The organism is Streptomyces sp. NPDC048521 (assembly GCF_043199855.1).
In the GTDB taxonomy this organism is placed as follows: domain Bacteria; phylum Actinomycetota; class Actinomycetes; order Streptomycetales; family Streptomycetaceae; genus Streptomyces.
In genome coordinates, this window is sequence record NZ_JBICWR010000025.1 from 1 (window position 1) to 25,896 (window position 25,896).

Annotated in this window: 15 protein-coding genes and 1 riboswitch; of the genes, 7 read left to right on the top strand and 8 right to left on the bottom strand. The window is 73.5% G+C overall.

Annotated features, from left to right (window positions below):
- Positions 1–458: 458 nt before the first annotated feature.
- Positions 459–1,007: a MarR family winged helix-turn-helix transcriptional regulator gene (locus tag ACGFRF_RS37030; protein ID WP_393747732.1), complete on the bottom strand. Its 549-nt coding sequence runs from the start codon at positions 1,005–1,007 to the stop codon at positions 459–461.
- 110 nt (positions 1,008–1,117) lie between these two features.
- On the opposite strand from ACGFRF_RS37030, the gene ACGFRF_RS37035 reads away from it, so the two are divergent.
- Positions 1,118–2,404 (top strand): MFS transporter, encoded by a 1,287-nt coding sequence (locus ACGFRF_RS37035; protein ID WP_393747734.1) that lies wholly within the window; start codon positions 1,118–1,120, stop codon positions 2,402–2,404.
- Between the two features lie 225 nt (positions 2,405–2,629).
- Here the strand turns inward: ACGFRF_RS37035 and ACGFRF_RS37040 are convergent, their stop codons facing one another.
- Both ACGFRF_RS37040 and ACGFRF_RS37045 read right to left on the bottom strand, forming a co-directional pair.
- On the bottom strand, positions 2,630–4,276 hold the full coding sequence (locus tag ACGFRF_RS37040) for a SpoIIE family protein phosphatase (RefSeq protein ID WP_393747736.1): 1,647 nt from the start codon (positions 4,274–4,276) through the stop codon (positions 2,630–2,632).
- Between the two features lie 130 nt (positions 4,277–4,406).
- Positions 4,407–5,783 carry an NAD(P)/FAD-dependent oxidoreductase gene (locus tag ACGFRF_RS37045; protein ID WP_393747738.1) on the bottom strand — a complete coding sequence of 459 codons (1,377 nt, stop codon included), beginning with the start codon at positions 5,781–5,783 and terminating at the stop codon, positions 4,407–4,409.
- 380 nt (positions 5,784–6,163) lie between these two features.
- Here ACGFRF_RS37045 and ACGFRF_RS37050 point away from each other — a divergent pair, with 380 nt between their 5' ends.
- Both ACGFRF_RS37050 and ACGFRF_RS37055 read left to right on the top strand, forming a co-directional pair.
- Positions 6,164–6,937, top strand: a complete 774-nt coding sequence (locus ACGFRF_RS37050; RefSeq protein WP_393747740.1) for a TetR/AcrR family transcriptional regulator — start codon at positions 6,164–6,166, stop codon at positions 6,935–6,937.
- Positions 6,938–7,451: 514 nt separating this feature from the next.
- Positions 7,452–9,371: a sigma-70 family RNA polymerase sigma factor gene (locus ACGFRF_RS37055; RefSeq protein WP_393747742.1), complete on the top strand. Its 1,920-nt coding sequence runs from the start codon at positions 7,452–7,454 to the stop codon at positions 9,369–9,371.
- A gap of 6 nt (positions 9,372–9,377) precedes the next feature.
- Here the strand turns inward: ACGFRF_RS37055 and ACGFRF_RS37060 are convergent, their stop codons facing one another.
- Both ACGFRF_RS37060 and ACGFRF_RS37065 read right to left on the bottom strand, forming a co-directional pair.
- Positions 9,378–12,707, bottom strand: coding sequence for a BTAD domain-containing putative transcriptional regulator (locus tag ACGFRF_RS37060; RefSeq protein WP_393747744.1), 3,330 nt, complete (start codon positions 12,705–12,707; stop codon positions 9,378–9,380).
- Positions 12,708–13,361: 654 nt separating this feature from the next.
- The gene (locus ACGFRF_RS37065) at positions 13,362–15,440 is read right to left on the bottom strand and encodes an asparagine synthase-related protein (RefSeq protein ID WP_393747746.1); all 2,079 of its coding nucleotides are present in this window, start codon (positions 15,438–15,440) and stop codon (positions 13,362–13,364) included.
- A gap of 758 nt (positions 15,441–16,198) precedes the next feature.
- On the opposite strand from ACGFRF_RS37065, the gene ACGFRF_RS37070 reads away from it, so the two are divergent.
- The 4 genes from ACGFRF_RS37070 (at position 16,199) to ACGFRF_RS37085 (ending at position 21,382) form a co-directional block, all read left to right on the top strand.
- A complete protein-coding gene (locus tag ACGFRF_RS37070) occupies positions 16,199–17,623 on the top strand; it encodes an MFS transporter (protein WP_393747748.1) in 1,425 nt (474 codons plus the stop codon).
- Positions 17,624–17,790: 167 nt separating this feature from the next.
- Positions 17,791–18,999, top strand: coding sequence for an L-2-hydroxyglutarate oxidase (lhgO, locus tag ACGFRF_RS37075; protein WP_393747750.1), 1,209 nt, complete (start codon positions 17,791–17,793; stop codon positions 18,997–18,999).
- Positions 19,000–19,100: 101 nt separating this feature from the next.
- Positions 19,101–19,925 carry a tRNA (guanosine(46)-N7)-methyltransferase TrmB gene (gene trmB / locus ACGFRF_RS37080; protein WP_393747752.1) on the top strand — a complete coding sequence of 275 codons (825 nt, stop codon included), beginning with the start codon at positions 19,101–19,103 and terminating at the stop codon, positions 19,923–19,925.
- 158 nt (positions 19,926–20,083) lie between these two features.
- Positions 20,084–21,382: a PrsW family intramembrane metalloprotease gene (locus ACGFRF_RS37085; RefSeq protein ID WP_393747754.1), complete on the top strand. Its 1,299-nt coding sequence runs from the start codon at positions 20,084–20,086 to the stop codon at positions 21,380–21,382.
- 769 nt (positions 21,383–22,151) lie between these two features.
- Here ACGFRF_RS37085 and ACGFRF_RS37090 read toward each other — a convergent pair.
- From ACGFRF_RS37090 to ACGFRF_RS37100, 3 genes are all read right to left on the bottom strand, one after another.
- On the bottom strand, positions 22,152–23,096 hold the full coding sequence (locus ACGFRF_RS37090; protein ID WP_393747755.1) for an aldo/keto reductase: 945 nt from the start codon (positions 23,094–23,096) through the stop codon (positions 22,152–22,154).
- Between the two features lie 94 nt (positions 23,097–23,190).
- Positions 23,191–24,222 (bottom strand): M23 family metallopeptidase, encoded by a 1,032-nt coding sequence (locus ACGFRF_RS37095; RefSeq protein WP_393747757.1) that lies wholly within the window; start codon positions 24,220–24,222, stop codon positions 23,191–23,193.
- A 7-nt stretch (positions 24,223–24,229) separates the two neighbouring features.
- Positions 24,230–24,398: riboswitch (cyclic di-AMP (ydaO/yuaA leader) on the bottom strand.
- A 234-nt stretch (positions 24,399–24,632) separates the two neighbouring features.
- Positions 24,633–25,814, bottom strand: a complete 1,182-nt coding sequence (locus ACGFRF_RS37100) for a PP2C family protein-serine/threonine phosphatase (RefSeq protein WP_393747759.1) — start codon at positions 25,812–25,814, stop codon at positions 24,633–24,635.
- Between the last annotated feature and the right edge of the window lie 82 nt (positions 25,815–25,896).

Below are 25,896 nucleotides of genomic sequence, written 5' to 3' on the forward strand. Positions count from 1 at the left end.
GCTTCCTTCGTACTCACCCTCTCGGGCTTTCCTCCGGGCGCTTCCCTTCGGTGTTTCCGACTCTATCAGATCTTTTCTCGATCCGATTTCCTCGGTGCTTTCCAGGTTCCCGCTCTCGCGGTTTCCTTTCCGGCGGTTCCGACTCTATCAGATCCTTTCGGCGTCTGACTCCCAGTCAGGGGGGTTTGCCTTCCCGGCCGTTGGGCCGTTCCGACGTCTCAAACCTTAGCGGATCCGTCCGGCGATTCCCAATCGAGCCGCCGAGTCCCTATTCGAATTGAATTCGGGCAAGCCGAAATCAACCCGGTCGGGAGGTCCTGCTGAAGGTGTGAGGGGTGCCGCTCGAGGCGGCTGAGGTGCTACCGCAGAACCGTTACGGCCCCGTGGCAACCCGAAGAACCTTACGGATGCGGCGGGGGCGTGTCAAGCACCCCCTGTCAAGATCTTTTAGGGCGGGGTCAGTCGAGGTCGGTGAGTCGGCCGCCGGCATCCGGCTGCGCGTGTTCCACCCTGCGCAGGAGCCGGGTCAGGACCTCGCCGAGCACCGCTCGTTCCGTCGGCGTCAGGTCCTGGAGCAGGTCCTCCTCGAAGACGGTCGCCAGGCGCATCGCCTCCAGCCACTTCTCGCGGCCCTCGGGAGTCAGTTCGACGATGACCCGCACGCGGTTGGACTCGTCGCGCTCCCGGGTGACCAGGCCCTCGGCGACCATGCGGTCGATCCGGTGGGTCATCGCGGCCGGCGTGAGACCGAGGCGCTTGGCGAGGTCGCTGGGGCCCATCCGGTACGGGGCGCCCGAGAGGACGAGCGCCTTGAGGACCTCCCAATCGGCGTTGCTGATGCCCAGCTCGGCGGTCTGGCGGCCGTAGGCGACGTTCATGCGGCGGTTCAGACGGGACAACGCCGACACGATCTTCTCGACCTGGGGGTCGAGGTCCTGGAACTCGCGCTGGTACGCGGCGATCTGTTCTTCGAGTGTCGGCTCTGTGACGCCGGGGGTGTCGGCCATGGCCGCAGTATCGCATGCAGGCCCTTTGCTTTGAAGTCCTTCAGTGTGTACTCTTTAGCTTCGAACTTTAGCTTTGAAGTCTTCAGGTCTAACTAGTGAGAGAGGTGAACGTGACCAGGGCGATGGGCGCAGCGATGCGCCGGATCCACGTGGGCAACGCACTCAGCGCGTTCGGGCTCGGCTTCACGGTCCCCTACCTGTACGTCTACGTGGCGCAGGTGCGGGGGCTGGGAGCCATGACGGCGGGGCTCGTGCTCGCCGTGTTCGCCGTGGCCGCGCTGATCGTGCTGCCGTTCGCCGGCCGGGCGATCGTGCGACGCGGCCCGCTTCCGGTCCTGCTCGCCGCCCTGGTGACCGCCGCTCTGGGCGCGCTGAGCCTCGGTCTCGCGGGCAGCGCCGTCGGCGTGCTGGCGGCCGCGGCGGTCCTCGGTGCCGGGCAGGCCGTGATGCAGCCGGCGCTGGCGACGATGATCGTGGACTGCTCGTCGGCGGACACGCGGTCGCGGGCGTTCGCGATGCAGTTCTTCCTGCAGAACCTGGGGCTCGGCGTCGGTGGTCTCATCGGGGGTCACCTCGTCGACACCACACGCGTGTCCTCCTTCACGCTGCTGTTCGCGATCGAGGCGGCGATGTTCCTGCTGCTGGTCGTGGTGATGGCGACGGTGCGGATGCCGCACTCGCCGCGGATGGACGCTCCCGCGCGGTCGGCGAAGGGCAGCTGGAAGCAGTTGCTCGGGAACCGGGCGATGGTGCAGCTGTCCGTGCTGGGCTTCGTGCTGTTCTTCGCCTGCTACGGCCAGTTCGAGTCGGGGCTGAGCGCGTTCGGCGTGGAGGCGGCCGGGATATCCACCTCGGCGCTGGGTACGGCGCTGGCCGCGAACACGCTGATGATCGTGGTCGCCCAGTTCGCCGTGCTGAAGTTCGTGGAGCGGCGTCGGCGGTCCCGGGTGATCGCCGGGGTCGGGCTGATCTGGGCCGTTGCCTGGCTGGCCGCCGGGTACGCGGGGCTGGGCCACGGCAGCCAGGAGATGGCCACGGCCGCGTTCGTGTCGACGTACGCCCTGTTCGGGCTGGGTGAGGCGATGCTGTCGCCTACGGTCGCGCCGCTGGTCGCCGATCTTGCGCCGGAGGGCTTGGCCGGGCAGTACAACTCGGCGTTCGCGCTGGTCAAGCAGTTGGCGTTGGCGGTCGGTCCGGCCGTGGGCGGGCCCATGGGGGCCTCCCTGCACGCGCCGTACGTGCTGACCTTCCTGCTGTTCTCGCTCGGGATCACCGTGCTGGCGCTGCGGCTGGGGCGGCGGCTGACCGCCGTACAGGACCAGCCGTGGCCGGCGCGGGGCAGCCGGGTGGTCACACGCGGCGGGACACCCGCGGAGCCGGTGGCTGCGGAGGCGTAAGGCACCGTGTGCCGGTGCCGGCCGGGGGCGGGGTCGCTTGCTCCGCCGCCGGACGAGAGCCGGCCGGGCGGGGGGAGCGACGGCAGCTCCCCAGGGGTGCGGGGAGCTGCACGGTCGGTCCACCACACACCCACGGCCGGAGCCGGCCCACCCTCACGGGGCCTAGGGCCTGTCTGACAACTCCCGTCTGCCCTTCGGGCAACGACGCGAATGGTCAGACAGGCCCTAGCTGCTCGGCAGCAGGAACTCGCACCACACCGCCTTGCCGCCGCCAGGCGTTCTGCGGCAGCCCCAGCCGGAGGCGATCGTCGCCACGATCGCGATGCCGCGGCCGGACTCGTCGCCCGGCTCAGCGCGGCGGCGGCGTGGGAGGTGGTCGTCGCCGTCCGTCACCTCGATGATCAGCCGTCGGTCGGTGCGGCGGAGCCGGAGCCGCATGGGCGGGGTGCCGTGCTGGAGGCTGTTGGCGACCAGCTCGCTGGTGGCGAGTACGCCGAGGTCGTGCAGCTCGGCGGGGAAGCGCCAGCTGGTGAGGACGCCGGAGGCGAACGCACGCGCGCGAGGGGCCGCCTCGACGCCGCCGAGGAGTTCCAGGGCCGCGTTGCGGAAGAGATCGCCGTCGGGCCCCGTACGCGCCGGGTGCTGGAGGACGAGGACGGCCACGTCGTCGTCATGGTCGGCGGTGACGCCGGCCGAGCGGACCAGTCGGTCGCAGACGACCTGCGGGGTGCCGGTCGCGCCCGCGAGGGCACCTGCGAGCGCGGCGATGCCCTCGTCCAGGTCCGCGTCGCGGCGCTCGACCAGTCCGTCGGTGTAGAGGACCGCCGTGGCGCCGGGGCCGAGCGCGATCGAGCCGGAGGTGTGGATCCAGCCGCCGGTGCCGAGCGGCGGGCCCGTCGGTTCGTCGGCGCGGCTGACCGTGCCGCTCTCGTCGCGGACCAGGATCGGCAGGTGGCCGGCCGACGCGTACACCAGGCGGCCCTCGTTCGGGTCGTGGACGGCGTACACGCAGGTGGCGATCTGGTTGGCGTCGATCTCGGTGGCGACTCCGTCGAGGAGTTGCAGGACCTCGTGCGGGGGCAGGTCGAGACGGGCGTAGGCGCGGACGGCGGTGCGCAACTGGCCCATGACCGCCGCCGCCCGCACTCCCCGGCCCATGACGTCGCCGATCACCAGGGCCGTGCGGCCGCCCCCGAGGGTGATGACGTCGTACCAGTCGCCGCCGACCGCGGCCTCGGTGCCGCCCGGCTGGTAGGTGGCGGCGATGCGCAGGTCGTCGGGCTGCTCCAGTTCCTGGGGGAGCAGGGAGCGTTGCAGGGTGACGGCGGTCTCGCGCTGCCGGCGCTCGCTGGCGCGCAGGCGTTCGGCGGCCTCGGCGTGGTCGGTGACGTCGGTGGCGAAGACGAGTACACCGCCGTCGCGGTCACCGTCCTCGGCGACGGGGGTGCAGGTGAAGGTGTACGAGCGGCCGTCGACGGCCTTGCGGGACTTCAGCGTGCGGGGCTTGCCGCTGCGCAGCACCTGGTCGAGGAGCGGGAGCAGGCCCAGTTCGGCGAGTTCGGGCAGCGCCTCGCGCGCCGGTGCGCCGACGGGCCGGGCGCCGAAGGCCGCCGAGTAGGCGTCGTTGACGTAGTCGATGCGGTGGTCGGGGCCGTGGACCAGGGCGACGAGGGCCGGGACGCGGTCGAGGACGTCGCGCACGGGCAGTTCGTCGACGGCGGGCGCCGGGGGTGTCTCGTCGGGCTGCTGTTCGGCGCGGGCCGCGGGCACGGAGCCTTCCCCCCGCCGGTCCGGGGAGACCGGGGTCTCGGTCCGCGCTGCGGCGCGGCGCTGCGTTCCGGGGAGCCGGGCGCTCCAGCGCGTGAAGTTCACTGTGGGAAAGGCCTCGTGGGTGCGGAGGGCGGGCGGGTGGCCCGGCAGGGGACGTGGGCAGTCTGGCAGGGGGCGGGCCGCGGCGACATTCGTCAGACGCCTGGGCGGTCCGTGGAGTTCCTCGCTCCCGTCAGGACGACCCCTTCGGGTCGTCCGAGGGGCTGTGAGGAGGCTTTCCACCGGCCGCGAGTTCGAACTCCGCTCGCGGATGTTCGAGCGAACCGAGCGAGACGATCTCCCTCTTGAAGAGCCCGGCGAGGGCCCATTCGGCGAGCACTCGGGCCTTGCGGTTGAAGGTGGGCACCCGGCTGAGGTGGTAGACGCGGTGCATGAACCAGGCAGGGTAGCCCTTCAGCTTGCGTCCGTAGACCTGGGCGACGCCCTTGTGCAGGCCGAGCGAGGCGACGGAGCCGACGTACTTGTGCGCGTACGTCTGCAGGGGCTCGCCGCGCAGCGCGTGGACGATGTTGTCGCCGAGGACCTTGGCCTGGCGGACGGCGTGCTGCGCGTTGGGGGCGGTGTCGGTGCCGGGTTCGGCCGCGGTGACGTCCGGGACGGCCGCCGCGTCGCCCGCTGCCCAGGCGTGCTCCACACCGTCGACGGTCAGCTGTGCGGTGCACTTGAGGCGGCCGCGGTCGGTGAGCGGAAGGCCGGTGGCGGCGAGCAGCGGATGCGGTTTGACCCCGGCGGTCCACACGAGTGTGCGGGTCGGGAACCGCTGGCCGTCGCTGAGGACGGCGACGCGGTCGGCGCAGGAGTCCAGCCGGGTGTTCAGCAGGACCTGGATGTTGCGGCGGCGCAGCTGGGTGACGGTGTAGCGGCCCATCTCCTCGCCGACCTCGGGGAGGATGCGGTCGGAGGCCTCCACGAGGATCCACTTCAGGTCCTCGGGGCGGACGTTGTGGTAGTAGCGCGCGGTGTAGCGGGCCATGTCCTCCAGTTCGCCGAGCGCCTCCACGCCCGCGTAGCCGCCGCCGACGAACACGAAGGTGAGGGCGGCGTCGCGGATCGCGGGGTCGCGGGTGGAGGAAGCGATGTCCATCTGCTCGATGACGTGGTTGCGCAGGCCGATGGCCTCTTCGACGGTCTTGAAGCCGATGCCGTACTCGGCGAGGCCGGGGATGGGCAGCGTGCGGGAGATCGAGCCGGGGGCGAGCACCAGTTCGTCGTAGCCGACGAGTTCGGCCGCCTTGCCCTCCTCGGCGGTGGCGAGCGTGGTGACGGCGGCGGTACGCACCGTGTGGTCGATGGAGGTCACCTCGCCGATGACGACGTGGCACTGGTCCAGGACGCGGCGCAGCGGTACGACGACATGGCGGGGGGAGATCGAACCGGCGGCCGCCTCGGGGAGGAACGGCTGATACGTCATGTACGGGTCGGGAGTGACGACGGTGATCTCGACGTCACCCCGTTTCAGCTCACCCTTCAGCTTCCGCTGCAGGCGCAGGGCCGTGTACATCCCGACGTAGCCGCCGCCGACAACCAGAATGCGCGCACGTTCCTTCACCGTCCCATGACGCACCCGGCGCTGTTGTTTGTCCACAGCCCCGGCAATTTGTGTGACCGGCGGCCTGGTGTTCGCGACGCCGGCCGCGGTGTCCGGACGGGACGAAAGGGGCCAGGTCAGCGGGGGCGGACGGCAGGGCGCGAAGGTGGGGAATCAGGACGTACATGCCCCGTACTCCGATCGGGGGGCGCACTGTGCGGAACCTGCCCCTTCTGAATTGACTCTCTCTCAACTATGTTCGTGTGTCGACGGAGTGTAGGGAATGTGGTTGATCGGGTCCGCGACGGGCGGTTCCGGTCGAGACCGACGCCAGTTCCGCGCACTTCGCATTCAGTGGCGGGGAGAGTCTCCGGGGGGAGACGTCATTACCGGGGGAACACATGCATGTTCAGGACACGCATTGGTCATCTGCAGCCGCCATCGCGCCCGGTGGCGGTGTGGTGAGCGCGGCGACGGGCAAGGGACGCGCGGACGGGGCGCGTACGACGCCGCTGCGCGTGGACGCACAGCGCAATCTGGAGCACGTGCTGCGTGCGGCGCGTGAGGTGTTCGGCGAGCTGGGGTACGGCGCGCCGATGGAGGACGTGGCCCGGCGGGCGCGGGTCGGGGTCGGCACGGTGTACCGGCGCTTTCCCAGCAAGGACGTACTGGTCCGGCGGATAGCCGAGGAGGAGACGGCGCGGCTGACCGAGCAGGCGCGGACCGCGCTCGGGCAGGAGGACGAGCCGTGGTCGGCGCTGTCCCGGTTCCTGCGGACGTCCGTGGCGTCGGGAGCGGGGCGGTTGCTGCCGCCGCAGGTGCTGCGGGTGGGTTCCGGCGACCCGGCCGACGCAGAGGGTCCGGCCGGCTCCGTCGACGCGGCCCGGGTGCCTCAGCAGCGGGTGCAATCGGGGGCCGGTGAGCTGCGGCTGGTCGCGGACGAGGCCGCGGTGATGGCCGACGACACCGCGGTCGGGGTGCTGCTCGAGGTGGTCGGGCAGCTGGTGGAGCGGGCGCGGGCGGCGGGTGAGCTGCGGGCGGATGTGTCCGTGTCCGACGTGCTGCTCGTGATCGCCACGGCTGCGCCGTCGCTACCGGATGCCGCGCAGCAGGCGGCGGCGTCCGCGCGGTTGCTGGACATCCTGCTGGAAGGGCTGCGGTCCCGGCCGGCGTAGCTTGCCGTTGCGGCTCGCGTGTGGCTCGTCCCGGCTTCGCATTCGGCGGTCTTCGGGTTCCCACCCGCACTACCCGTGCGGCTGTCACGGTCGGGTGCGGGTGGCCCCCGTTGGGCGCCTTCGCCGTCGGCGACTGCGCGTGGGTGGAGAGCCGGCGCCGGTGCGGGTGACCCGTGGGTGCGTTCGCTGTCGGTCGCGGCGCGAAGCCGCCCCGAGATGGGTGACCCGTAGGTGCGTTCGCCGTCCGCGGGTGCCGGGGGCGGTAAGAAGCGGTGCCGATGCCGGTGACCGCCGTAGGCGTGTTGTGGGTGGTCGGTGTCGTGGTTCCCGGTGGCTGTGGGTGTGAAGCGTGCCGGTGGTTCTTGGTCGCTCGTTCGGGTGGGGTTCTGGACGGGGTGGTGACAAGTCCGCTCGGATGAGTGGATGGGGCGTTCGGGGGGCCTGGGAGAAAGGGCGGTGTGGCACTCTGAGCCGGTGACGGATGGGGCTGGGCCGGTGTCGGGGGCTTTCCGCGATGAGCGTTGACAGGTGGGACGGGTCCCGCGGTGACGGTGACGCGGAGACCGGCGGGCTGACCTCTCCCCAGGTGCCGAGTCAGGGCGGGCGCGCCGCGTCCTCCGGTGGGCCGCGCGACCGCAGTGTGCCGGCCCAGCGCGAGCGGAGCGTCCTGCCGCCGTCCCAGGAGGTGCCGCCCGCCGACGGCGAGCTGATCGAGCGGATGCGCGGCGGTGACGACTCCGCGTACGAGGAGCTGTACCGGCGGCACGCGGACGCCGTGCGCCGGTATGCGCGCACCTGCTGCCGGGACGGGCACACCGCCGACGACCTCACGGCCGAGGTCTTCGCCCGGATGCTGCAGGCTGTCCGCGGCGGTTCGGGGCCCGAGCACGCCGTGCGTGCCTATCTGCTGACCTCCGTACGCCGCGTGGCCGCGCACTGGACCAAGTCCGTCCGGCGCGAGCAGCTCGTCGACGACTTCGCCACCTTCGCCCAGCAGGCCCCACGGGTCACGGAGGTGTCCGACGACGCCACGCTGGGCCTCGGTGCCGATGTGCGCGCGATGCACGAGGCCGAGCGGTCCATGGCGATGCGGGCCTTCCGCTCGCTACCCGAACGCTGGCAGGCCGTGCTGTGGCACACCGAGGTCGAGGACGAGTCGCCGAGCGAGGTGGCCGTCCTGTTCGGGCTGGACGCCAACGGCACCCGGGTGCTGGCCAGCCGCGCCCGCGAGGGCCTGAGGCAGGCCTATCTCCAGGCCCACGTCAGCGCCGCCCTCACCGACGACGAGGAGTGCGCCCGCTACGCCGACCAGCTCGGCGGCTACGCCCGCCGCAAGTTGCGCATCCGAGCCGAACGGGGCCTGCGCAAGCACCTGGAGGAGTGCGCCAGGTGCCGGCTGGCGGCAGCGCAGATCGAAGAGGTCGCGAGCGGTATCCCCGGTGTCGTCCCGGTCGCGGTCATCGGCTGGTTCGGGGCCGCGGGGTACGCCAAGGCCCTCGGGATCGTCGCCGGAAGCGCCGGGGCCGGCGCCGCGGGTGCCGCCGCGGCGGCCACCGGGTCGTCCGGCGGCGCGGGGGGCGCCGCGGCCTCGGAGGGACTTGGGGCGCCGGTGAAGGCGGGTATCGCGGCCGGTGTCGTCGCGGTGGCTGCCGCCGCGGTCGCGCTGGCCCTGGCGAACGACAGCCGGCCGGCGCGGGAGGTCGCCGAGCCACCGCCGTCGGCACCGTCGGCACCGTCAGCACCGTCAGCACCGTCAGCACCGTCAGCACCGATCGTGCGCCCCGAGACGCCCTCGCCCGCACCGCCGGAGGACCCGGCAAAGAAGCCCTCACCGAAGCCGGTGGTGCTCGCGCCCGAGCCGGCTCCGACGCCGACACTCACCCCCACCCCCACCCCCACTCCGACGCCCACGCCGAAGCCCACGCCGCCACCGACACCGACGCCGGCACCGAAGCCGAGGGCCGAGCCGACTCCGACGCCCACTACCCCGCCGGCGCCCGCTGTCTACGAGTTGAGCGACCTGCGGTACGACGCCGTCGGCGACGGCACCCGGCCGGAGATCGCGCTGCGCGGGAGCAGCTGGGTGTGGCAGCGCTACGGCATGTCGATCGGCGGCAAGCAGTACGCGCGCGGGGTGACCGTCCACGGCGAGTCCTCCGTCACGATCGTCCTCAACCGCCGGTGCACCGCCTACGACGCGCTGGCCGGCGTGGACGACCTGACGCTGGGGCTCGGCAAGGTCTCCTTCGCCGTCCGCGCCGACGGCGTCCGGCTGTGGCGGTCCGGGATGGTCAAGGGCCGCGACCAGGCCGTCCCCGTCCATGTGGACCTGACCGGGCGCAAGACCGTCCAGCTCGTCGTGGAGCCGCACAGCAACACCTTCGACCGGGCGGCGCTCGCGGACTGGGCGGAGTCCCGGTTCAGCTGCCGGTAGCCGCTCCTAACGGCCCTCGGCAGCCGCCGCCGTCCTCGCACGCAGCTCGCGCAAGACGTCCGCCACGTCGAGGGTCGCGCCCCGGGCACACTCGGCAGCGAACCGCTCGGCCGGCAGTGCCGCGCGGGCGCCGGCGTGCACCCGGGCGGCCTCGCTGCGCTCCGGCTCGGGGCGCTGCCGGCCGTCGCGCCAGTGGTCCGCGGCGGCGAACAGCCGGAGCGCGCCCGGCAGATCGCCGAGCCGGGCCAGCAGCCCGGCACCGGTGTCCACCAGCCCTGCCGTGATCGACTCGGCACACCGCTGCACCACGGCCTCGCTCAGCGCCTCGGCGACGACCGGAAGCCCGTGCGCCGGACCCGACTCGTCGGCGGCGAGGAGCGCCTCGACCGTCCGCAGGGCCGCAACGAACTGCGGTGGCGGGGTGCCCCCGTGCGTCACCGCGCAGGTCGCCTCGTACAACTCGCGGGCCCGGGCCGGCTGCCCGTCGTGCAGCGCGATGTGGGCGCGCATCAGCAGCACGAAGGCACGTGACTCCGGCACCGCGTACCGGTCGGCAGCCGCCCCCGCCTCGTCCAGGGCGGTGAGCGCGGTGTCCCGGTCACCGGAGCGGTAGGCGATCTCGGCGAGCCTCGCCATGAGGAACGGCGACTCGGCGTACGCGCCCACCTCGTAGGCGAGCCGCAGCGCCTCCTCGTACTCGCCGCGTGCCTCGTCGAACCGGCCGCGTGCCATGGCCGCCTCGCCGGCCGCGCTGCACACCTGCGCCCGCATCCAGCGGTCCCCGACGCGTCGGCTGAGCGTCCGCAGCTCGGCCAGGTCCTCGTCCACGCCGCGCAGGTTGCCCGGGGAGTCGACCATGACGTGGGTGCGGTACATCAGGGAGACCCCGACCTCCCAGTCGCCGCCGTGTCTGCGGCAGTTGGCGACGGCGGCGGCCATGTCGGGGCCGGCGTCCGCCGGGCCGCCCAGGTAGTAGGTGGTCAGCGGCCAGACGATGCCGGGGAGCCGGGCGGCCGGCGGACCGCCGCGTTCGTAGGCGGCCCGGACGCGCGTGACGTACTCCGGGGCCCGCTCGTCGGCGCCCAGGTGGTCCATGCTCAGCTCCGACGTCAGGAACAGGTCGAGCATCCGCAGGTCCATGCGCAGCTCGCGCAGCGGATGCCCGGCCTCGCCGCCGGGGGCGGCGAGGAAGGCGCCCACCGGGTCGGCGGACTCCACGCGTGCCATCAGCTCATCCGTCGGCGCTCCCGCGGGCAGGCCGTCCAGGGCCACGCCCAGGCGGAGCACCAGCCGCACCCAGGCCACCGCCTCCTGGCGGTAGTTGCGCAGCCACCAGAACCAGCCGACGGCCAAGGCGATCGCGCCGGCCTCCGGCTCGTCACCTGCCCGCACGGCACGGTCCAGAGCCGCCCGGATGTTGTCCAGTTCGCTCTCCAGGCGGGAGATCCACGGCAGCTGGGCCGCGGAACGCAGCCGCGGCTCGGCCTCCTCGACCAGCGCCCGCGCCCATGCGCGGTGCCGGCGCTCGGCCGCGGCGCGCAGGCCGGGGACCTCGGCCGCGCGCTCGGTGGCGTACTCGTGGATGGTCTCCAGCATGCGGTAGCGCATGCCGCTCGCGCGGGCGTCGCCGTCCGGTCCGGGCGGGGCGGCCACGACCAGGGACTTGTCGACGAGCGCCCCGATCAGGTCCGCCGCCGGGCCGGTGCACACGGCCTCGGCCGCCGCGAGATCCCAGCCCCCGGCGAACACGGACACCTCACGCAGCACCGTGCGCTCCCGCTCGTCCAGCAGCTCCCAGGACCAGTCGACGACCGCGCGCAGGGTCTGCTGGCGAGGCAGCACCGTGCGGCTTCCGGTGGTGAGCAGGCGGAAGCGGTCGTCGAGCCGGTCGGCGATCTGCCGGGGGGTCAGCAGCCTGAGCCGGGCGGCGGCCAGTTCGATGGCGAGCGGCAGCCCGTCCAGGCGGCGGCAGACCTCCGCCACGGCCTCGGTGTCGGCGAGCACCGCGTCGGCGTCGGGACGGACGGCCTTCGCGCGCTCGGCGAACAGGCGGTGCGCCTGCTCCGGGACGAGAGGTTCGACCGGGCGCACCGACTCGCCGGGGACACCCAGGGGTTCACGGCTGGTCGCGAGGATCGCGAGCCCGGGGCAGTGGGTGAGGAGGGTCTCGGCGAGGGCGGCGGCCGCGCCGATGACGTGTTCGCAGTTGTCAAGGATCAGGAGCATGCTGCGCGGGGCGCAGTACTCGATCAGCAGGGCCGTGGGGTCGGCCTGCCCGGTCCCCAGGTCGTTGGTCAGCAGCACGGTCTCGCGCAGACCGAGGGCGTTGACCACCGCGCCTGGTACCGCCTCCGGATGGTCGAGCGGTGCCAGCTCGACCAGCCATGCCCGAATGAGCCCTGCGGCGGCTTCCTCGGCGAGGCGGGTCTTTCCGGAGCCGCCCGGTCCGGTGAGCGTGACCAGGCGGGCCCTGTGCACATCGGAACGAATGGCTTCGAGTTCGGGTTCCCGGCCGACGAACGACGTCAGGCGGGGGCGGAGATTGCCGGTGCGCTCGGGGGGCCGGGCGGGTGCGGCCGACGCCGCCGACGGCTCCGGTCGCGCCGGTGGCCCCGGTTGCCGTCGCGTGAGCAAGGAGGTGTGCAGGGACGTGAGTTCCGGGCCCGGGTCGGTGCCGAGGGTGTCGGCGAGGGTGCGGCGGGCGGACTCGTAGGCCGCGAGGGCGTCGGCGGGGCGGGCCGTGTCGCGCAGGGCGCGGATGAGGAGGGCGTGCAGCGGTTCGTCGTACGGGTGGGCCGCGGTCAGTTCCCTCAGCTCCGGTACGACGTCCTGGGCGCGGCCGAGGTCGAGGGCGGCGGCGGCACGGGCGCGTGTCGCCTCCAGTCGCAGGGCCTCCGGGCGGGTGGCCGCCGTGCGGTCGGGCAGGTCGGCGAGGGCCGGGCCGTACCAGAGGGCGAGGGCCTGGGTGAGGGTGCGGTGCGCGGTGGCCGGGTCGCCGTCGGCGAGGGCCTTGGTGCCGGTGTGGGTGAGCCGTTGGAAGACGTGGAGGTCCACGTCGTCCTCGGTGGCTTCCAGGCGGTAGCCGCCGGGCGTGGAGGCGACGGTGTGGCGGCCGAGGGCACGGCGGAGGCGGCCGATCAGGGCCTGGAGGGCGGCGGGGGCGTCCTGGGGCGGGTCGTCCGCCCAGACCTCGTCGATGAGGGTATCGGGGGTGGTGGTGCGGCCGGGGCGGAGGGCCAGGGCGGCGAGGAGCGTGCGGAGGCGGCGACCGCCGATGGGCAGGGGGGTGCCCTGGTCGTCCGCTGCTTGGGTCGGGCCGAGGATTCTGTACCGCACCCGGTCATTGTCACCGGGGGGTGCGGATTGGGGCACGGGGGTTTCGGAAGCGGTGGGCGAACGGTGTGCGCGCTGCCGCCGGACGGCGGTGGTGGACTTCGCGGAACGGATGCCCTGCGCTTACCCGGCCGGCGGTGGTGAGCTGCGCGACGCTGCCGCCCGGCGGCGGCGGTGAGCTGCGCGGAACGGATGCCCTGCGCTTGCCCCCGGACGGCGGTCGGGTCGCTCGCCCGCGCGGCGGCGTGCCGCCTTTCTCGGGAACGGGAGTCGGCTGCGCAAGATCCGCCGCTGCCAGGTGGCCGACGTCCCGCCGGGGGGATGGCCCGCGGGTACGCGAGTACGGGGGCCACCACCCGTGGGCGCCGCCCCGGCGGCACACGCCGCCCACCCCGAGCGCTACCCCCGCGTCCCCCTGGAGCAGCTGCGCGACTGCCCGCTGCGGCGGCGCGCTGTACGGGCGCGCGCGGGCGCGCGCGGGTGCGGGCGCGCGCGGGTGCGGACGCGCGCGGGTGCGGACGCGCGCGGGTGCGGACGCGCGCGGGTGCGGACGCGCGCGGGTGCGGACGCAAGTGACTGCGCGACCGGCCACAGCGAACCCGCGGGGGCGTACGGCGGGACGCTGTCGGCAAGGGCCGGTGGCCGTGGCCGTGGCCGTCAGGCGCCTGAGGCCAAGGCGCCTCTTCTCGGCTGGATCCCGGAGGGCACCGCACGCGCCCGGGCCGGAGTGCCGGTCCAGCAGGTGCCGCGGCGGGCGAGGAGGCGGTGGAGCCAGAGTTCGAGGGAGACCAGGTCCGCGAGGCCGTCCAGCGGGAGGGGTTCGCCCGCTGCCGCCGCTCGCAGGGCCTTGCGGACGACGCGGGCCTCCACCAGACCGGCGTCGGCCAGCAGAGGGGTGGCGAAGAGATCCATCAGGGGGTCGGCCGACACGCGCAGGCCCGCGCGCGCGGCGGCCGCGGAGGAGGCGTGGGAGGGGGCGCCCCAGCCGAGCGGGAGGTCGGTGACACCGGCACCCTCCAGGACCCTACGGAGGATGGCCGCGCGGGCGCCCGGCTGGACGCGCAGCGCCTCCGGGAGGTCGCGGCAGGCGCGGACGACCTGGTTGTCGAGGAAGGGGGCGTGCAGGCGCTGGGAGCGGATCTCGGCGGCCTGTTCCAGGACGCGCAGGTCGGCGGCGTACCGGGCGAGCGCCGCACGCGCGCGGTGGTCGCCGGGGCGCCGGTCGGGCCCGGCGGCGGAGCGGTCCGCCGCGCCCTGCAGCAGAACCGATACTTCAGCCAGCGCCTCACCCGTCAGCCAGCGCGCGGCCGGCCCGGGTCTGGCCCAGGTGAGCGCGGCCAGGGACGCACCGACCGCCCCCTTGGGCTCGTCGAAGCGGCGCCGCATCAGCCGCTCGGCCAGCACCTCCAGACCCGCGCGGTACGGCGTGCGGGCGAGCCGCCGCGCCGCCCCGTACACGCGCGCGGGGACCATCACCGAGCCGTCGGCCCGGGCGAGGGCGGCGACGGGCCGGACCAGGTGCCGGCGTCGGCGGTCCATCAGGAGATCGGCGAGGCGGGCCGGGTGGGCGTCCAGGACCTGGCGGGCGCCGTGGCCGGTGAAGTGGTCGGCGCTGCCGGCGGCGAGCCGGGCGCGGTGCCGGACCGCCGAGACCAGCGAGGGCCCCGGCTCGTCGGTGAGCGGGCCGTCGAGGTCGGCGTAGGGCAGGGTCTCCTCGCCGCCGGTGACCACGACGTGGTGCACGCGGGGGTTGGCGGCGAGGGTGCCGGCTCGTTCCAGTTCGGCCTCGCGGCCGCCCACGGCCAGGTCGTTGAAGGTGACGGCCAGGAGCCGTTCGCCCGCGCCCGTGCCGTGGCCGAGGAGCGTGCCCGGCCTGCCGGGCAGTCCGGCGGCCAGCAGCGCGAGGGTGCCGGAGGCCGGGCCGCCGGACAGGTCGGCGCCGATGCCGGGCGCCGGCATCCCGCGCGCGGCCCGCCGCTCGGCGGGGCCCATGCCGGGCACCGGCCCCGGGTCGAGGTCGGGCACGTGCCGGGGTGCCGACAGCCGGGTGCGGACCGCCTCCACGAGGGCGTCCCGTACGGCGTCCACGGCACGGTCGGGGTCGGCCGGTGGTGCGGCCACGGCGAGGGAGGCGACCGGCTCGTAGCCGACGATCTCGCGTGCTCCGGCGCGCAGCACCAGTGCATGCCCCGGCGGAATGCGCCGTACGCCGTCGTAGGGGGTGGTGTCGCGCAGCGCGGCCGGCACGTCGGGGGCGGCGAGCAGGGCGGCCAGGTGGCCGAAGTCGAGGTTGGCCTCGATGAGGTCGGCGAGGGGCAGCGCGGCGGTGGCGTAGGCCGTACCGCCGGCCCACGGGGTGTGGAACACCGGGCGGGCGCCGGCGAGGTCACCGCAGACGGTGATGCGGCGGCCCACCTGGACGACGGCCGTGTAGCTGCCGGGCCAGGTCGTCAGATGGCGCAGTGCGCCCCCGCGCGCGGTGAACAGCCCGCGCCGCAGCTCCTCGTCGGAGGCGCCGCAGATGCCGAGGACGGCGATCCGGTTCTGCCCGTCGGCGTGCACCACGCGCACCTCGTCCGGGCGCCAGTCGCCGACGGCCCACAACGGGTCCGGGTCACCCCACAGGAGTTGGGAGCCGACCGGGTGCAGGGTCTCGCCGTCGTAGCCCAGCGCACCCGCGGTGCCGATCCCGGCGGCGCCCGCGGCGGTGCTGCTCCAACCCACCAACCACCGCATCGACGCCTCCACAGGCTGTGGACCACCAGTGCACCGCACGAACCGGGTCCCCATGCTGCCATGAAGGAGACGCCGCGGAGGGGCGGTGGCGCCGCCTTCGATCGAGGGAAATCACGGGCGGTCCGGTTCGGGAGCCGATGCGACAGGGGCAAAGCCGCCGAGGGTCCTGGCGGGTGAACACCCCTACGAGCCAAGGTCGGAGGGCGGAGAGCCCGAGGTGGGTGCGATGCGAATGCGCCCCCGATATGCGCCCCGAAAACGCCCTTCGCGCCCTCAAGTTCCGTGGTGACAGCGGAAATCGCTCACCGGACCCACGGTTTGTTTTCGGCCAAATACGCGGCGGCCCTTCGGAGTTGCGCACGCTCCGTACACGCTTGCGGAGTGCTCCGCGACGCTCACACGCGCACGGTCCGGGAGGCGGGCATCGCCTCCCGGACCGGTCCGCCACCCGCGGGGATGAAGGTGGCGGTGTCCCCCAGCCCACTGGATCCAGTACAGCGGGCCGACCCACGCAAGACCCATGGAACCGCTCCCCCGGTGGCCGGAGAAGAGCGCACGGACGGGCGCACGGCCACACGGGCGGGGGCACGCGGCGACAGGCCGTGCACGGTGCGTACAGGGCCGCGCTTCCGTACGGACCACAATCCCGCCAACCGGAACAATGCCCCTTAACGCTTGGGATGCGGCGAACTACGCTGTGTTTACGAATGCCGCGTGGTTATGCCAGTGCGGCAGCCGTCTGTGTCGAGGGGTGGCGCATGTCCAGGGAGCAACGCGGGCCGAACGAAAAACTCGGCGCCGTTCTCGCCCTCGCGGGAATCAGCAACGCAGGGCTCGCGCGACGCGTCAACGACCTTGGCGCACAACGCGGGTTGACTCTTCGCTACGACAAGACGTCCGTGGCGCGCTGGGTGTCGAAGGGGATGGTCCCGCAGGGCGCGGCGCCGCACCTCATCGCGGCCGCCATCGGACAGAAGCTCGGCCGCCCGGTGCCGCTCCACGAGATCGGCCTGGCCGACGCCGACCCCGCGCCCGAAGTGGGCCTCGCCTTCCCCAGAGACGTAGGACAGGCGGTGAAGTCGGCGACGGAGCTGTACCGTCTCGACCTCGCCGGCCGCCGGGCCGGCTCCGGCGGCATCTGGCAGTCGCTCGCCGGGTCGTTCGCGGTGAGCGCATACGCAACGCCTGCCTCACGATGGCTGATAACACCCGCCGACAGCTCGGTCGCGCGGGAGGCGGGCCCCGTCGAGGGCTCGGGCGCACCGATCAAAGTCGGCCACAGCGATGTGAAGAAGCTGCGGGAGGCCGCCGAGGACGCCAGGAGGTGGGACTCCAAGTACGGGGGCGGTGACTGGCGTTCGTCGATGGTGCCGGAGTGCCTGCGGGTGGAGGCGGCACCGCTGCTGCTCGGCTCCTACTCCGACGAGGTGGGCCGCGCCCTGTTCGGGGCCTCCGCGGAACTGACCCGCCTCGCCGGGTGGATGGCCTTCGACACCGGGCAGCAGGAGGCCGCACAGCGCTACTACATCCAGGCGCTGCGGCTCGCGCGCGCGGCGGCCGATGTGCCGCTCGGCGGTTACGTCCTCGCCTCCATGTCGCTGCAGGCGACGTACCGGGGCTTCGGCGACGAGGGGGTGGACCTGGCGCAGGCCGCCCTGGAGCGCAACCGGGGGCTGGCGACCGCACGCACCATGAGCTTCTTCCGGCTGGTCGAGGCGCGGGCTCACGCGCGCGCGGGAGACGCGCAGGCGGCCGGCGCGGCACTGAAGGCGTCCGAGGGGTGGCTCGAGCGGTCCAGGGAGGGCGACAACGACCCGTCCTGGCTCGGTTTCTACGGCTACGACCGGTTCGCCGCCGATGCCGCCGAGTGCTACCGCGATCTGAAGGCGCCGCGTCAGGTCCGGCGGTTCACCGAGCAGGCGCTGTCGAAGCCGACGGAGGAGTTCGTACGGTCGCACGGGCTGCGGCTGGTCGTCTCGGCGGTGGCCGAGCTGGAGTCCGGGAACCTGGACGCGGCCTGCGAGCAGGGGGTGCGGGCCGTGGAGGTGGCCGGGCGGATCTCGTCGGCGCGGACGACGGAGTATGTGAAGGATCTTCTGCATCGGCTGGAGCCGTACGGGGACGAGCCGCGGGTGGTGGAGCTGCGGGAGAGGGCTCGGCCACTTCTGATGACGTCGGCGTAGAGAGCCCTTCGGCGTCTGCCGGGTCCGAGGCCGGGTGGGGGTGCGGCCGCGGGGCGTCCGTGGTTGCGTGCGCGGTCCCCCGCGCCCGCTGGCGGTACTGCACGCCCCGGCGTTTGAAGGCGTTGTCAGTGGCGCAGTGCACTATCGGTAGCGGGAGGTGGTGCAAGGTGCCGGTCGGGGCGTACGACTGCGACGTGCTCGTGGTCGGTGGGGGGATCGTCGGGCTGTCGACGGCGTACGCGATCACGCGGGCCGCGCCGGGTACGCGGGTGACCGTGCTCGAGAAGGAGCCGGGGCCGGCCCGGCACCAGACGGGGCGCAACAGCGGGGTCATCCACAGCGGCATCTACTACCGGCCGGGCTCGCTCAAGGCGCGGTACGCGGTGCGGGGCGCCGCCGAGATGGTGAAGTTCTGCGCCGAGTACGGCATCGCGCACGCCGTCACCGGCAAGCTGATCGTCGCCACCGAGCGGGAGGAACTGCCGCGGCTCCACGCCCTCGTGCAGCGCGGGCGCGAGAACGGGATCCCGGTGCGGGAGCTGGGGGCCGCGCAGATCGCCGAGTACGAACCGGAGGTGCGCGGCCTGGCCGCCATACACGTCGGCACGACCGGCGTGTGCGACTTCGTCGGGGTCGCGCGTCAGCTGGCCCGGGCGTCCGGGGCGGAGATCCGCTACGGCGCGAGGGTCGTACGGGTGGACCGGCGGCCGGAGCGGGGCGTGGCCGTGCTCACCGCCGGCGGGGACGTCGTACGCGCGCGCGTGCTGGTGAACTGCGCCGGGCTGTACTGCGACGAGGTGGCGCGGCTGACCGGGGACGATCCGCAGGTGCGGATCGTGCCGTTCCGTGGGGAGTACTACGAGCTGGCGCGGCCGGAGCTGGTGCGGGGGCTGGTCTATCCGGTGCCGGACCCGGCGTTCCCGTTCCTCGGGGTGCATCTGACCCGGGGCATCGACGGCGGCGTGCACATCGGGCCGAACGCGGTGCCGGCGCTGGCCCGGGAGGGATACGGCTGGGGAGTCGTCCGGCCCCGGGAGCTGGCCGGGACCGTGGCGTGGCCGGGGTCGTGGGCGATCGCCCGGCGGCACTGGCGGTACGGGGCCGGGGAACTGCGGCGGTCGATGTCCAAGGGCGCGTTCCTGGAGGCGGTGCGCAGGCTGTTGCCCGCCGTGGAGTCCGGGGACCTGGTGCGGGCCCCTGCCGGGGTGCGGGCGCAGGCGGTGCTGCGGGACGGGACGCTGGTGGACGACTTCCTGATCCGGGAGGGGGTGCGGGCGGTGCACGTCCTCAACGCGCCGTCGCCCGCGGCCACCGCCTCCTTGCCCATCGGCAGGGAGGTCGGGCGCCGGGTGCTCGAGCTGCTCGGCACGCTGTAGGGCCGTACCTGGGGCTCCGCCCCCTGACCACCCCGTGGTGCGCACCCGCGACTCCCGGTCGGAAGGGGTCCACCATGCGGCGCCGTAAAATCGGTCTTACTGTGTCTGACTCCCTGAGCACCCCCGAAGCCCCGCCGTCGGCCCCTGCGGCCCTCGATGCCTCCGTCCGGCACACCCGGGCCAAGGGGGAACCCCGGTTCCCCGACGGGCCGAAGGCGGATCCGGCCGGGTCGCACTTCGAGCGGCGGATCCGGAGTTTCCAGCCGCGGCGCAGCCGGGTGACGGCCGGGCAGGCCGACGCCCTGCAGCGGCTGTGGCCCCAGTGGGGGCTGGACATCGACGGGCAGCGGGTCATCGATCCGGCCGAGCTGTTCGGGAACGGCAACCCCGTCGTGCTGGAGATCGGCTTCGGCATGGGTGAGGCCACCGCCCAGATGGCCGCCGCCGACCCGGACACCAACATCCTCGCGGTCGACGTGCACACCCCGGGGCAGGGCAATCTGCTCAACCTCGCCGACCGCAACGGGCTGTCCAACGTCCGGGTGGGCAACGGGGACGCGATCATCCTGCTCCGCGAGATGCTCCGGCCCGACTCGCTGGACGGGCTGCGCGTGTACTTCCCCGATCCCTGGCCCAAGAAGCGGCACCACAAGCGGCGGCTCATCCAGCCCGAGTTCCTGACGCTCGCCGCGACCCGGCTGAAGCCCGGCGCTCTCGTGCACTGCGCGACCGACTGGGAGCCGTACGCCGAACAGATGCTCGAGGTGCTCAGCGCGCATCCCGACTTCGAGAACACGCAGGCGGAGGGCGGTTTCGCGCCACGCCCCGAGTTCCGGCCGCTGACCCGTTTCGAGGGGCAGGGACTGGACAAGGGACATGTCGTGAACGATCTCCTCTTCCGGCGCGTACCGCACCAGGACCGATAGACAAGGGGCCGGCAGACAGGCCCGACACGGGACCGGCAGACAGGACCGGCAGGCAGGGCCGACGGACAGGGCCCGGTCGGCGGTTGTGCGCCAGGTCCTGCGGGCAGGTCCGACGAACCGGTCCAGCCCCTCGTCCCGCCACCGTTAGGGTCGATGCCGTGGCCACCAGTGCTCCCTACCCGATACCCCCCGCCAGCCCCGGTTCCGGGACGCTCCGTCACCCGCACTGGTGGCAGCGCGGATGGGTGCGGTACGGGGCGCTGATCACGCTCCTGGCGCTGTCCGGGCTGGTGATCCTCGCGCTCGTGCGGCGGCAGACCGGGACGGAGGGGTTCCTGGTGGGGCTCGGACTGGCCGTGCTGCCCGTGCCCTGGCTGACAGCCGCCTTCCGGTGGCTGGACCGGGTGGCGCCGGGCCCCTGGCGGAACCTGGTCTTCGCCTTCGCGTGGGGCGCCTGTGCGGCGGCGCTGATAGCCATCGTCGCCAACACCTTCGCGACCAAGTGGATAGCCACCTCCACCGCGGATCCGGCCAGTGCCGACACCCTCGGCGCCACCGTGATAGCGCCGATCGTCGAGGAGTCCGCCAAGGCCGCGGCCGTGCTGCTGGTCTTCCTCTTCCGCAGACGTGACTTCACCGGGATCGTGGACGGGGTGGTGATCGCCGGGATCACCGCCACCGGGTTCGCGTTCACCGAGAACATCCTCTACCTCGGTACGGCCTTCGGGACCGACCAGCTGACCGGCGGCCGGGGCATCGCCTCCGTCACCGCCGCGACCTTCTTCGTGCGCATCGTGATGTCCCCGTTCGCGCACCCCCTGTTCACCGTCCTCACCGGCATCGGCTTCGGCATCGCCGCGCTGTCGGGGGAGCGGCAGCATCTGCGGAGGGTGCTGCTGCCGGTCGGCGGGCTGCTGCTGGCGATGAGCATGCACGCCCTCTGGAACGGCTCCTCCACCTTCGGCCAGTACGGGTTCTTCGCCGTCTACGGCGGGTTCATGGTGCCCGCGTTCGCGCTGCTGACCTGGCTCTCGATCTGGACGCGGCAGCGGGAGCTGCGGACCGTGCGGGAGGAGCTGCCGGCGTATGTGCTGGCCGGGTGGCTGGGGCCGGCCGAGCCGTTCGCGCTCGGGTCGATGCGAGCGCGGCGGATGGCCCGGGAGTACGCCCGGCACCACTTCGGGGGGCGGCCGGCGGCTCGGACGGTGGCCCAGTACGAGGCGTACGCCACCTCGCTCGCGTTCCTGCGGCACCGGGGGCGGCGGGGGCGGGCCGGGGCCGACTTCGTCGTACGGGAGCGGGAGTTGCTGACCGAGCTGTGGCAGCGGCGGGGCATGGCGCGGCCGGCCCTGGAGTACGCGGCCAGGGCCTCCGCCCCGGCGCCGGTGTACTGGGCACCGCCGCCGTACGGGTATCCGGCCGTGCCGTATCCCTCCTACAACCCGTACCGCACCTAGCGGGGTCGCGGACCGCCGGGCACACACCACCGTCGCGGCTGATCACCGTCGCGGCGGAGAAGAAACAACCGACGACCACGGACTCGCCCCGCGACGCCCGCCCCGGCACCACCGACGCCCGCAGGGCCGCCCGCGGCGGACCCTACGACCGCGGGACCGCCCGCGGCGGAATCGACGACCGCGGGCCCGGCCCCCGGCGTTACCTACGGCCGCAGGCCCGGCCCACGCACAACCGACGACCACGGACCCGCCCCGGCACAACCGACGACCACGGACCCGCCCTCGGCGGAACCGAGGACCGCGGGCCCGGCCCCCGGCGGAACCCACGGCCGCAGACCCGGCCCACGCACAACCGACGACCACGGACCCGCCCCGGCACAACCGACGACCACGGACCCGCCCCCCGGCGGAACTGACGACCACAGGCCCGCCCCGCCGCAACCGACGACCACAGGCCGCCCTCGGCGGAACCGAGGACCGCGGGCCCGGCCCCCGGCGAAACCCACGGCCGCAGGCCCGGCCCACGCACAACCGACGACCACGGACCCGCCCCGGCACAACCGACGACCACAGGCCGCCCCCGGCACAACCGGCGACCGCAGGGCCGGCCTCCACCCAACCGACGGCCCCAGACCCTCCCCCATCACGAACCGACGACCCTCAGGCCCCCGCCCCCATCACAAACCCACGACCGCAGACCCCCGCCCCGGCGCACCCGACGACCGCAGGACGAGGTCGGGCCGGGGCAGGGTCGGTCGGTGGGGTGGGGTCAGGCGGAGGCGTCCGTCAGTTTCTTCAGTTCCTCGTCCGTCAGGCTCAGCTGCGCCACTCCCAGCAGGGCCGGGAGCTGTTCCGGTGTGCGGGCCGAGGCGATGGGGGCCGCGATCGTCGGCTGGGCCGCGAGCCAGGCCAGGGCGACCGTGGCGACCGGGGCCTCGTGGGCGGCGGCGATCTCGTCCAGGGCCGTCAGGACCTTCTGGCCGCGCTCGGAGTCCGCGTGCTTCTGGGCCCCGTCGGCGCGGGCGCTGTCCACGGTCGTACCCGGACGGTACTTGCCGGTCAGGAAACCCGAGGCGAGGGAGAAGTACGGGACGGCGGCGAGGCCCTCGCGCGCGGCCAGGTCCTGCAGCGGGCCCTCGTAGGTGTCGCGGGAGACCAGGTTGTAGTGCGGCTGGAGGGCGACGTAGCGGGCGAGGCCCTCGCGCTCGGAGAATTCCAGGGACGCCCTGAGACGTTCGGGGGAGATGTTGGAGGCGGCGATGTGGCGGACCTTGCCGGCCTTCACCAGCTCGTCCAGGGCGCCGATGATCTCCTCGACCGGCACCTCGGGCTTGTCGAAGTGGGTGTAGTAGAGGTCGATGTGGTCGGTGCCCAGGCGGCGCAGGGACGCGTCGGCGGCGGCCTTGATGTTGGCGGCGGACAGGCCCTGGTACTCGGGGTGCTGGCTGACCTTGGTCGCGATGACGACGTCGTCGCGGTTGTCGCGGGCCTTGACCCACTTGCCGATGATCGTCTCGGACTCGCCGCCCTGGTTGCCCTCGCCCCAGGCGCTGTAGCTGTCGGCGGTGTCGATGAAGTTGCCGCCGGCCGCCGCGTAGGCGTCGAGGACGGCGAAGGAGGTCTCCTCGTCGGCGGTCCAGCCGAAGACGTTGCCGCCGAGGGAGAGGGGGAAGACCTCGAGGTCGGAGGAGCCGAGTGTGCGCAGAGAAGTCATGCTCCACGTCAACGCCGACGGCGGATGATCGCATTCCGCCGTCGGCGCCAAGTTCACGCAAAGGGGTGCCCCCGCGGGCTCCCTGAGGGGCGTGTCAGGGGTTGAGGCCCTTGTCCCGCAGCCAGGCCATCGGGTCGATGCCGGTGGACTGGCCGCCCGGGTGGACCTCCAGGTGCAGGTGCGGGCCGGTGACGTTGCCGGTGGCGCCGACGCGGCCGATGACGTCACCGGTGGAGACCTTCTGGCCCACGGAGACGCTGATCGAGGACTGGTGGCAGAACCACACCTCGGTGCCGTCGTCGAGGGTGAGGACCGTGCGGTAGCCGTAGGAGCCGGCCCAGCCGGCCTGGGTGATCGTGCCGCTGTGGACGGCCTTGATGAGGGTGCCCGTGGGGGCGGCGAAGTCGAGGCCGGTGTGGTAGCCGGAGGACCACATCGAGCCGGCCTGGCCGAACGTCGAGGTGAGCGTGTACGAGGACGTCGGCAGCGCGTACTGCTTGGCCAGCTCGGCCAGCCGCTTGGCCTCGGCGGCCTTCTCGGCGTCGGCCTCCGCCTTCTCCTTGGCGGCGGCGGCCTTGGCGGCGGCTTCCTTCTCCGCCTTGGCCGCGGCGTCCGCGGTCTGCTTCTCGGCGGCGGCGAGCACGGCGGCGGTGGCCTTGCTGTCGGCCTTGGTCTGCTGCTGCTCGGCCTGGGCCATGATCCGGTTGCGCAGGGTCTCACCCGCGTCGGCGTGCTGCTCGGCGTCGGCGGAGGTCACGCCGACGCCGCTGAGCGCGGTGGTGGTGGCCTCGGGCGCCGGGGAGGAGGTGTCCTCGAAGAGCGAGCCGACGGAGGGCAGGTCCGGCAGGGAGATGGAGACCGGCGGCTTGCCGGTGTTGGCGCTGGCCATGCCGCCCGCGCCGACCGCGGCGATCACGCCGACGCCGAGGACGGTGGAGCTGCGGGCGAATCCGCCGCGCTGCTTGGCGACGCGGTGGCGGCCGCGGACCGGGGCGAGGGAGTCCTCGGTGGGGTTCCACTCCTCCCAGGGGCCCTCCTCGGCGCGGTAGGAACCGTAACCGAAGGTCTCGGTCCCGGCTTGTGCCGGTATGTACGGGGCTTCTGGGGCAGGCCGGTTGGACGCCACGCAGGCGTACTCCTTTCCTTCCTCCGCCTACCGGGTTAGCTGACGGGTTCGGAGCAGGAAGGTCTCCTACGCGCGTATACCGGGCGTGGACTCAGCGAGTCCACGTCGGTGTCCGCGTGATTCACCCCAAGGTGGTGGTTCCCCGGTTCCCTTGCGGGATTCGGCGCGTGCGCACGGAGCCGCCTCTGGTGACGGCTGGGACGACCGCGCTGCGTTATCGAACGTTAATAGACGTGCCAGGCACTTTCCAAGCCGTTCGGCTTGATCGTTAACGTTTCCGGCCGTGGACTTACCCGTCAGGACCCCTGCAAACCGGGCGAGTTGGCCGCGGTTCAGGAGTCACAGAAGTTTTGATGGTGACTCAGATGTTATGCGGACGGCGGTCGCCCGGTCACCCTCGGTGAGGGCGCTCAGGGCTGCCGTACGGCGAGGAGCGCCATGTCGTCCGTCATCCCGCCGCCGGAGTGCCGCCGCACCTCCTCTGCGAGTCGGCCGAGCAGCGCGCCGGGACCGGGGAAGGTGCGTCCGGCGAGCCGCCGTTCGGGTTCGTAGAACCGGCCGTGGGCGTCCCGGGCCTCGGACAGTCCGTCGGTGTAGAGCAGCAGGGTGGCCCCGCTCGGGAAGTCGGCCTCCAGTGCCCGGTCGGGCCACATGCCGAGGTCGGCCATGCCGAGCGGCAGCGCCGGCTCGGGCGCGGTCAGGGTGCGCAGGGTGCCGTCGGCGTGCAGCAGCAGTGGGGCCGGATGGCCGCGGTTGACGATGCGTACGACGCCGTCGCCGTGCGGGAGTTCGGCGAGGACGGCGGTGGTGAAGCCCTCGAACGCGTCGATGCCGTCCCGCCGGGTGCCCTCGCGGGCCAGTGCCCGCTCCAGCCGCTCGGCGACCGCCTCCAGCGTGGGTTCCTGCTCGGCCGCCTCCCGGAACGCCCCGATCAGCACAGCGACGGCGGCGACCGCGCCCAGGCCCTTGCCGCGCACGTCCCCGACGACCAGCCGGACGCCGTACGGGCTGTCCTGCACCGCGTAGAGGTCGCCGCCGATGAACGCGTCCTGGCGTGCCGCCTCGTAGCAGGCGGCGATCTCGAAGCCGCCGATGCGCGCGGCGGGCTCGGGCAGGACGGCCCGCTGGGCGGCCTCGGCGATCTCCCGGGCGGAGGCGAGCCGCCGGTCGCCGAGGCGGACCACGCGGTTGATGGCGACGGCCAGCAGGGCGACCGTGGCCACGGTGACCACGTCGGTGACGGTGGCCACGGCCGGGTGCGCGCCGGCCCGGGCGTGCACGGCGTAGGCGGCGGCGAGTGCCACGAGGCCGGTCAGGACGGTGGTGCGCAGCGAGGCCAGTGGGGCGGCGATCAGCGGGGCGGCGGTGAAGAACGGGACGGCGGTGAAGTCCTCGGGGGTGAGCAGTCCGTAGAGGACGCCGCCGGCGACGAGGAGGGCGGGGAGGGTCCGGGCCAGGGCGCGCGGGCTCGGGCGGCGGGTCCCGCGCACCGGTGCCGGCTCGTCGCCGAGCCCCGGGTCGGGCACGGGGTCGCCGGGGAGCCGGCCACCCGCCCTGGCGTACGTGTTCTGCTCCACCTCACCAGGGCGCACCGCTTGTCTCCCACGTGTCCGACGTACGTCCAGGTTTGCGGGCAGGGGGGCGCGGGGCGACCGCTGTGGACCGACCGGATGA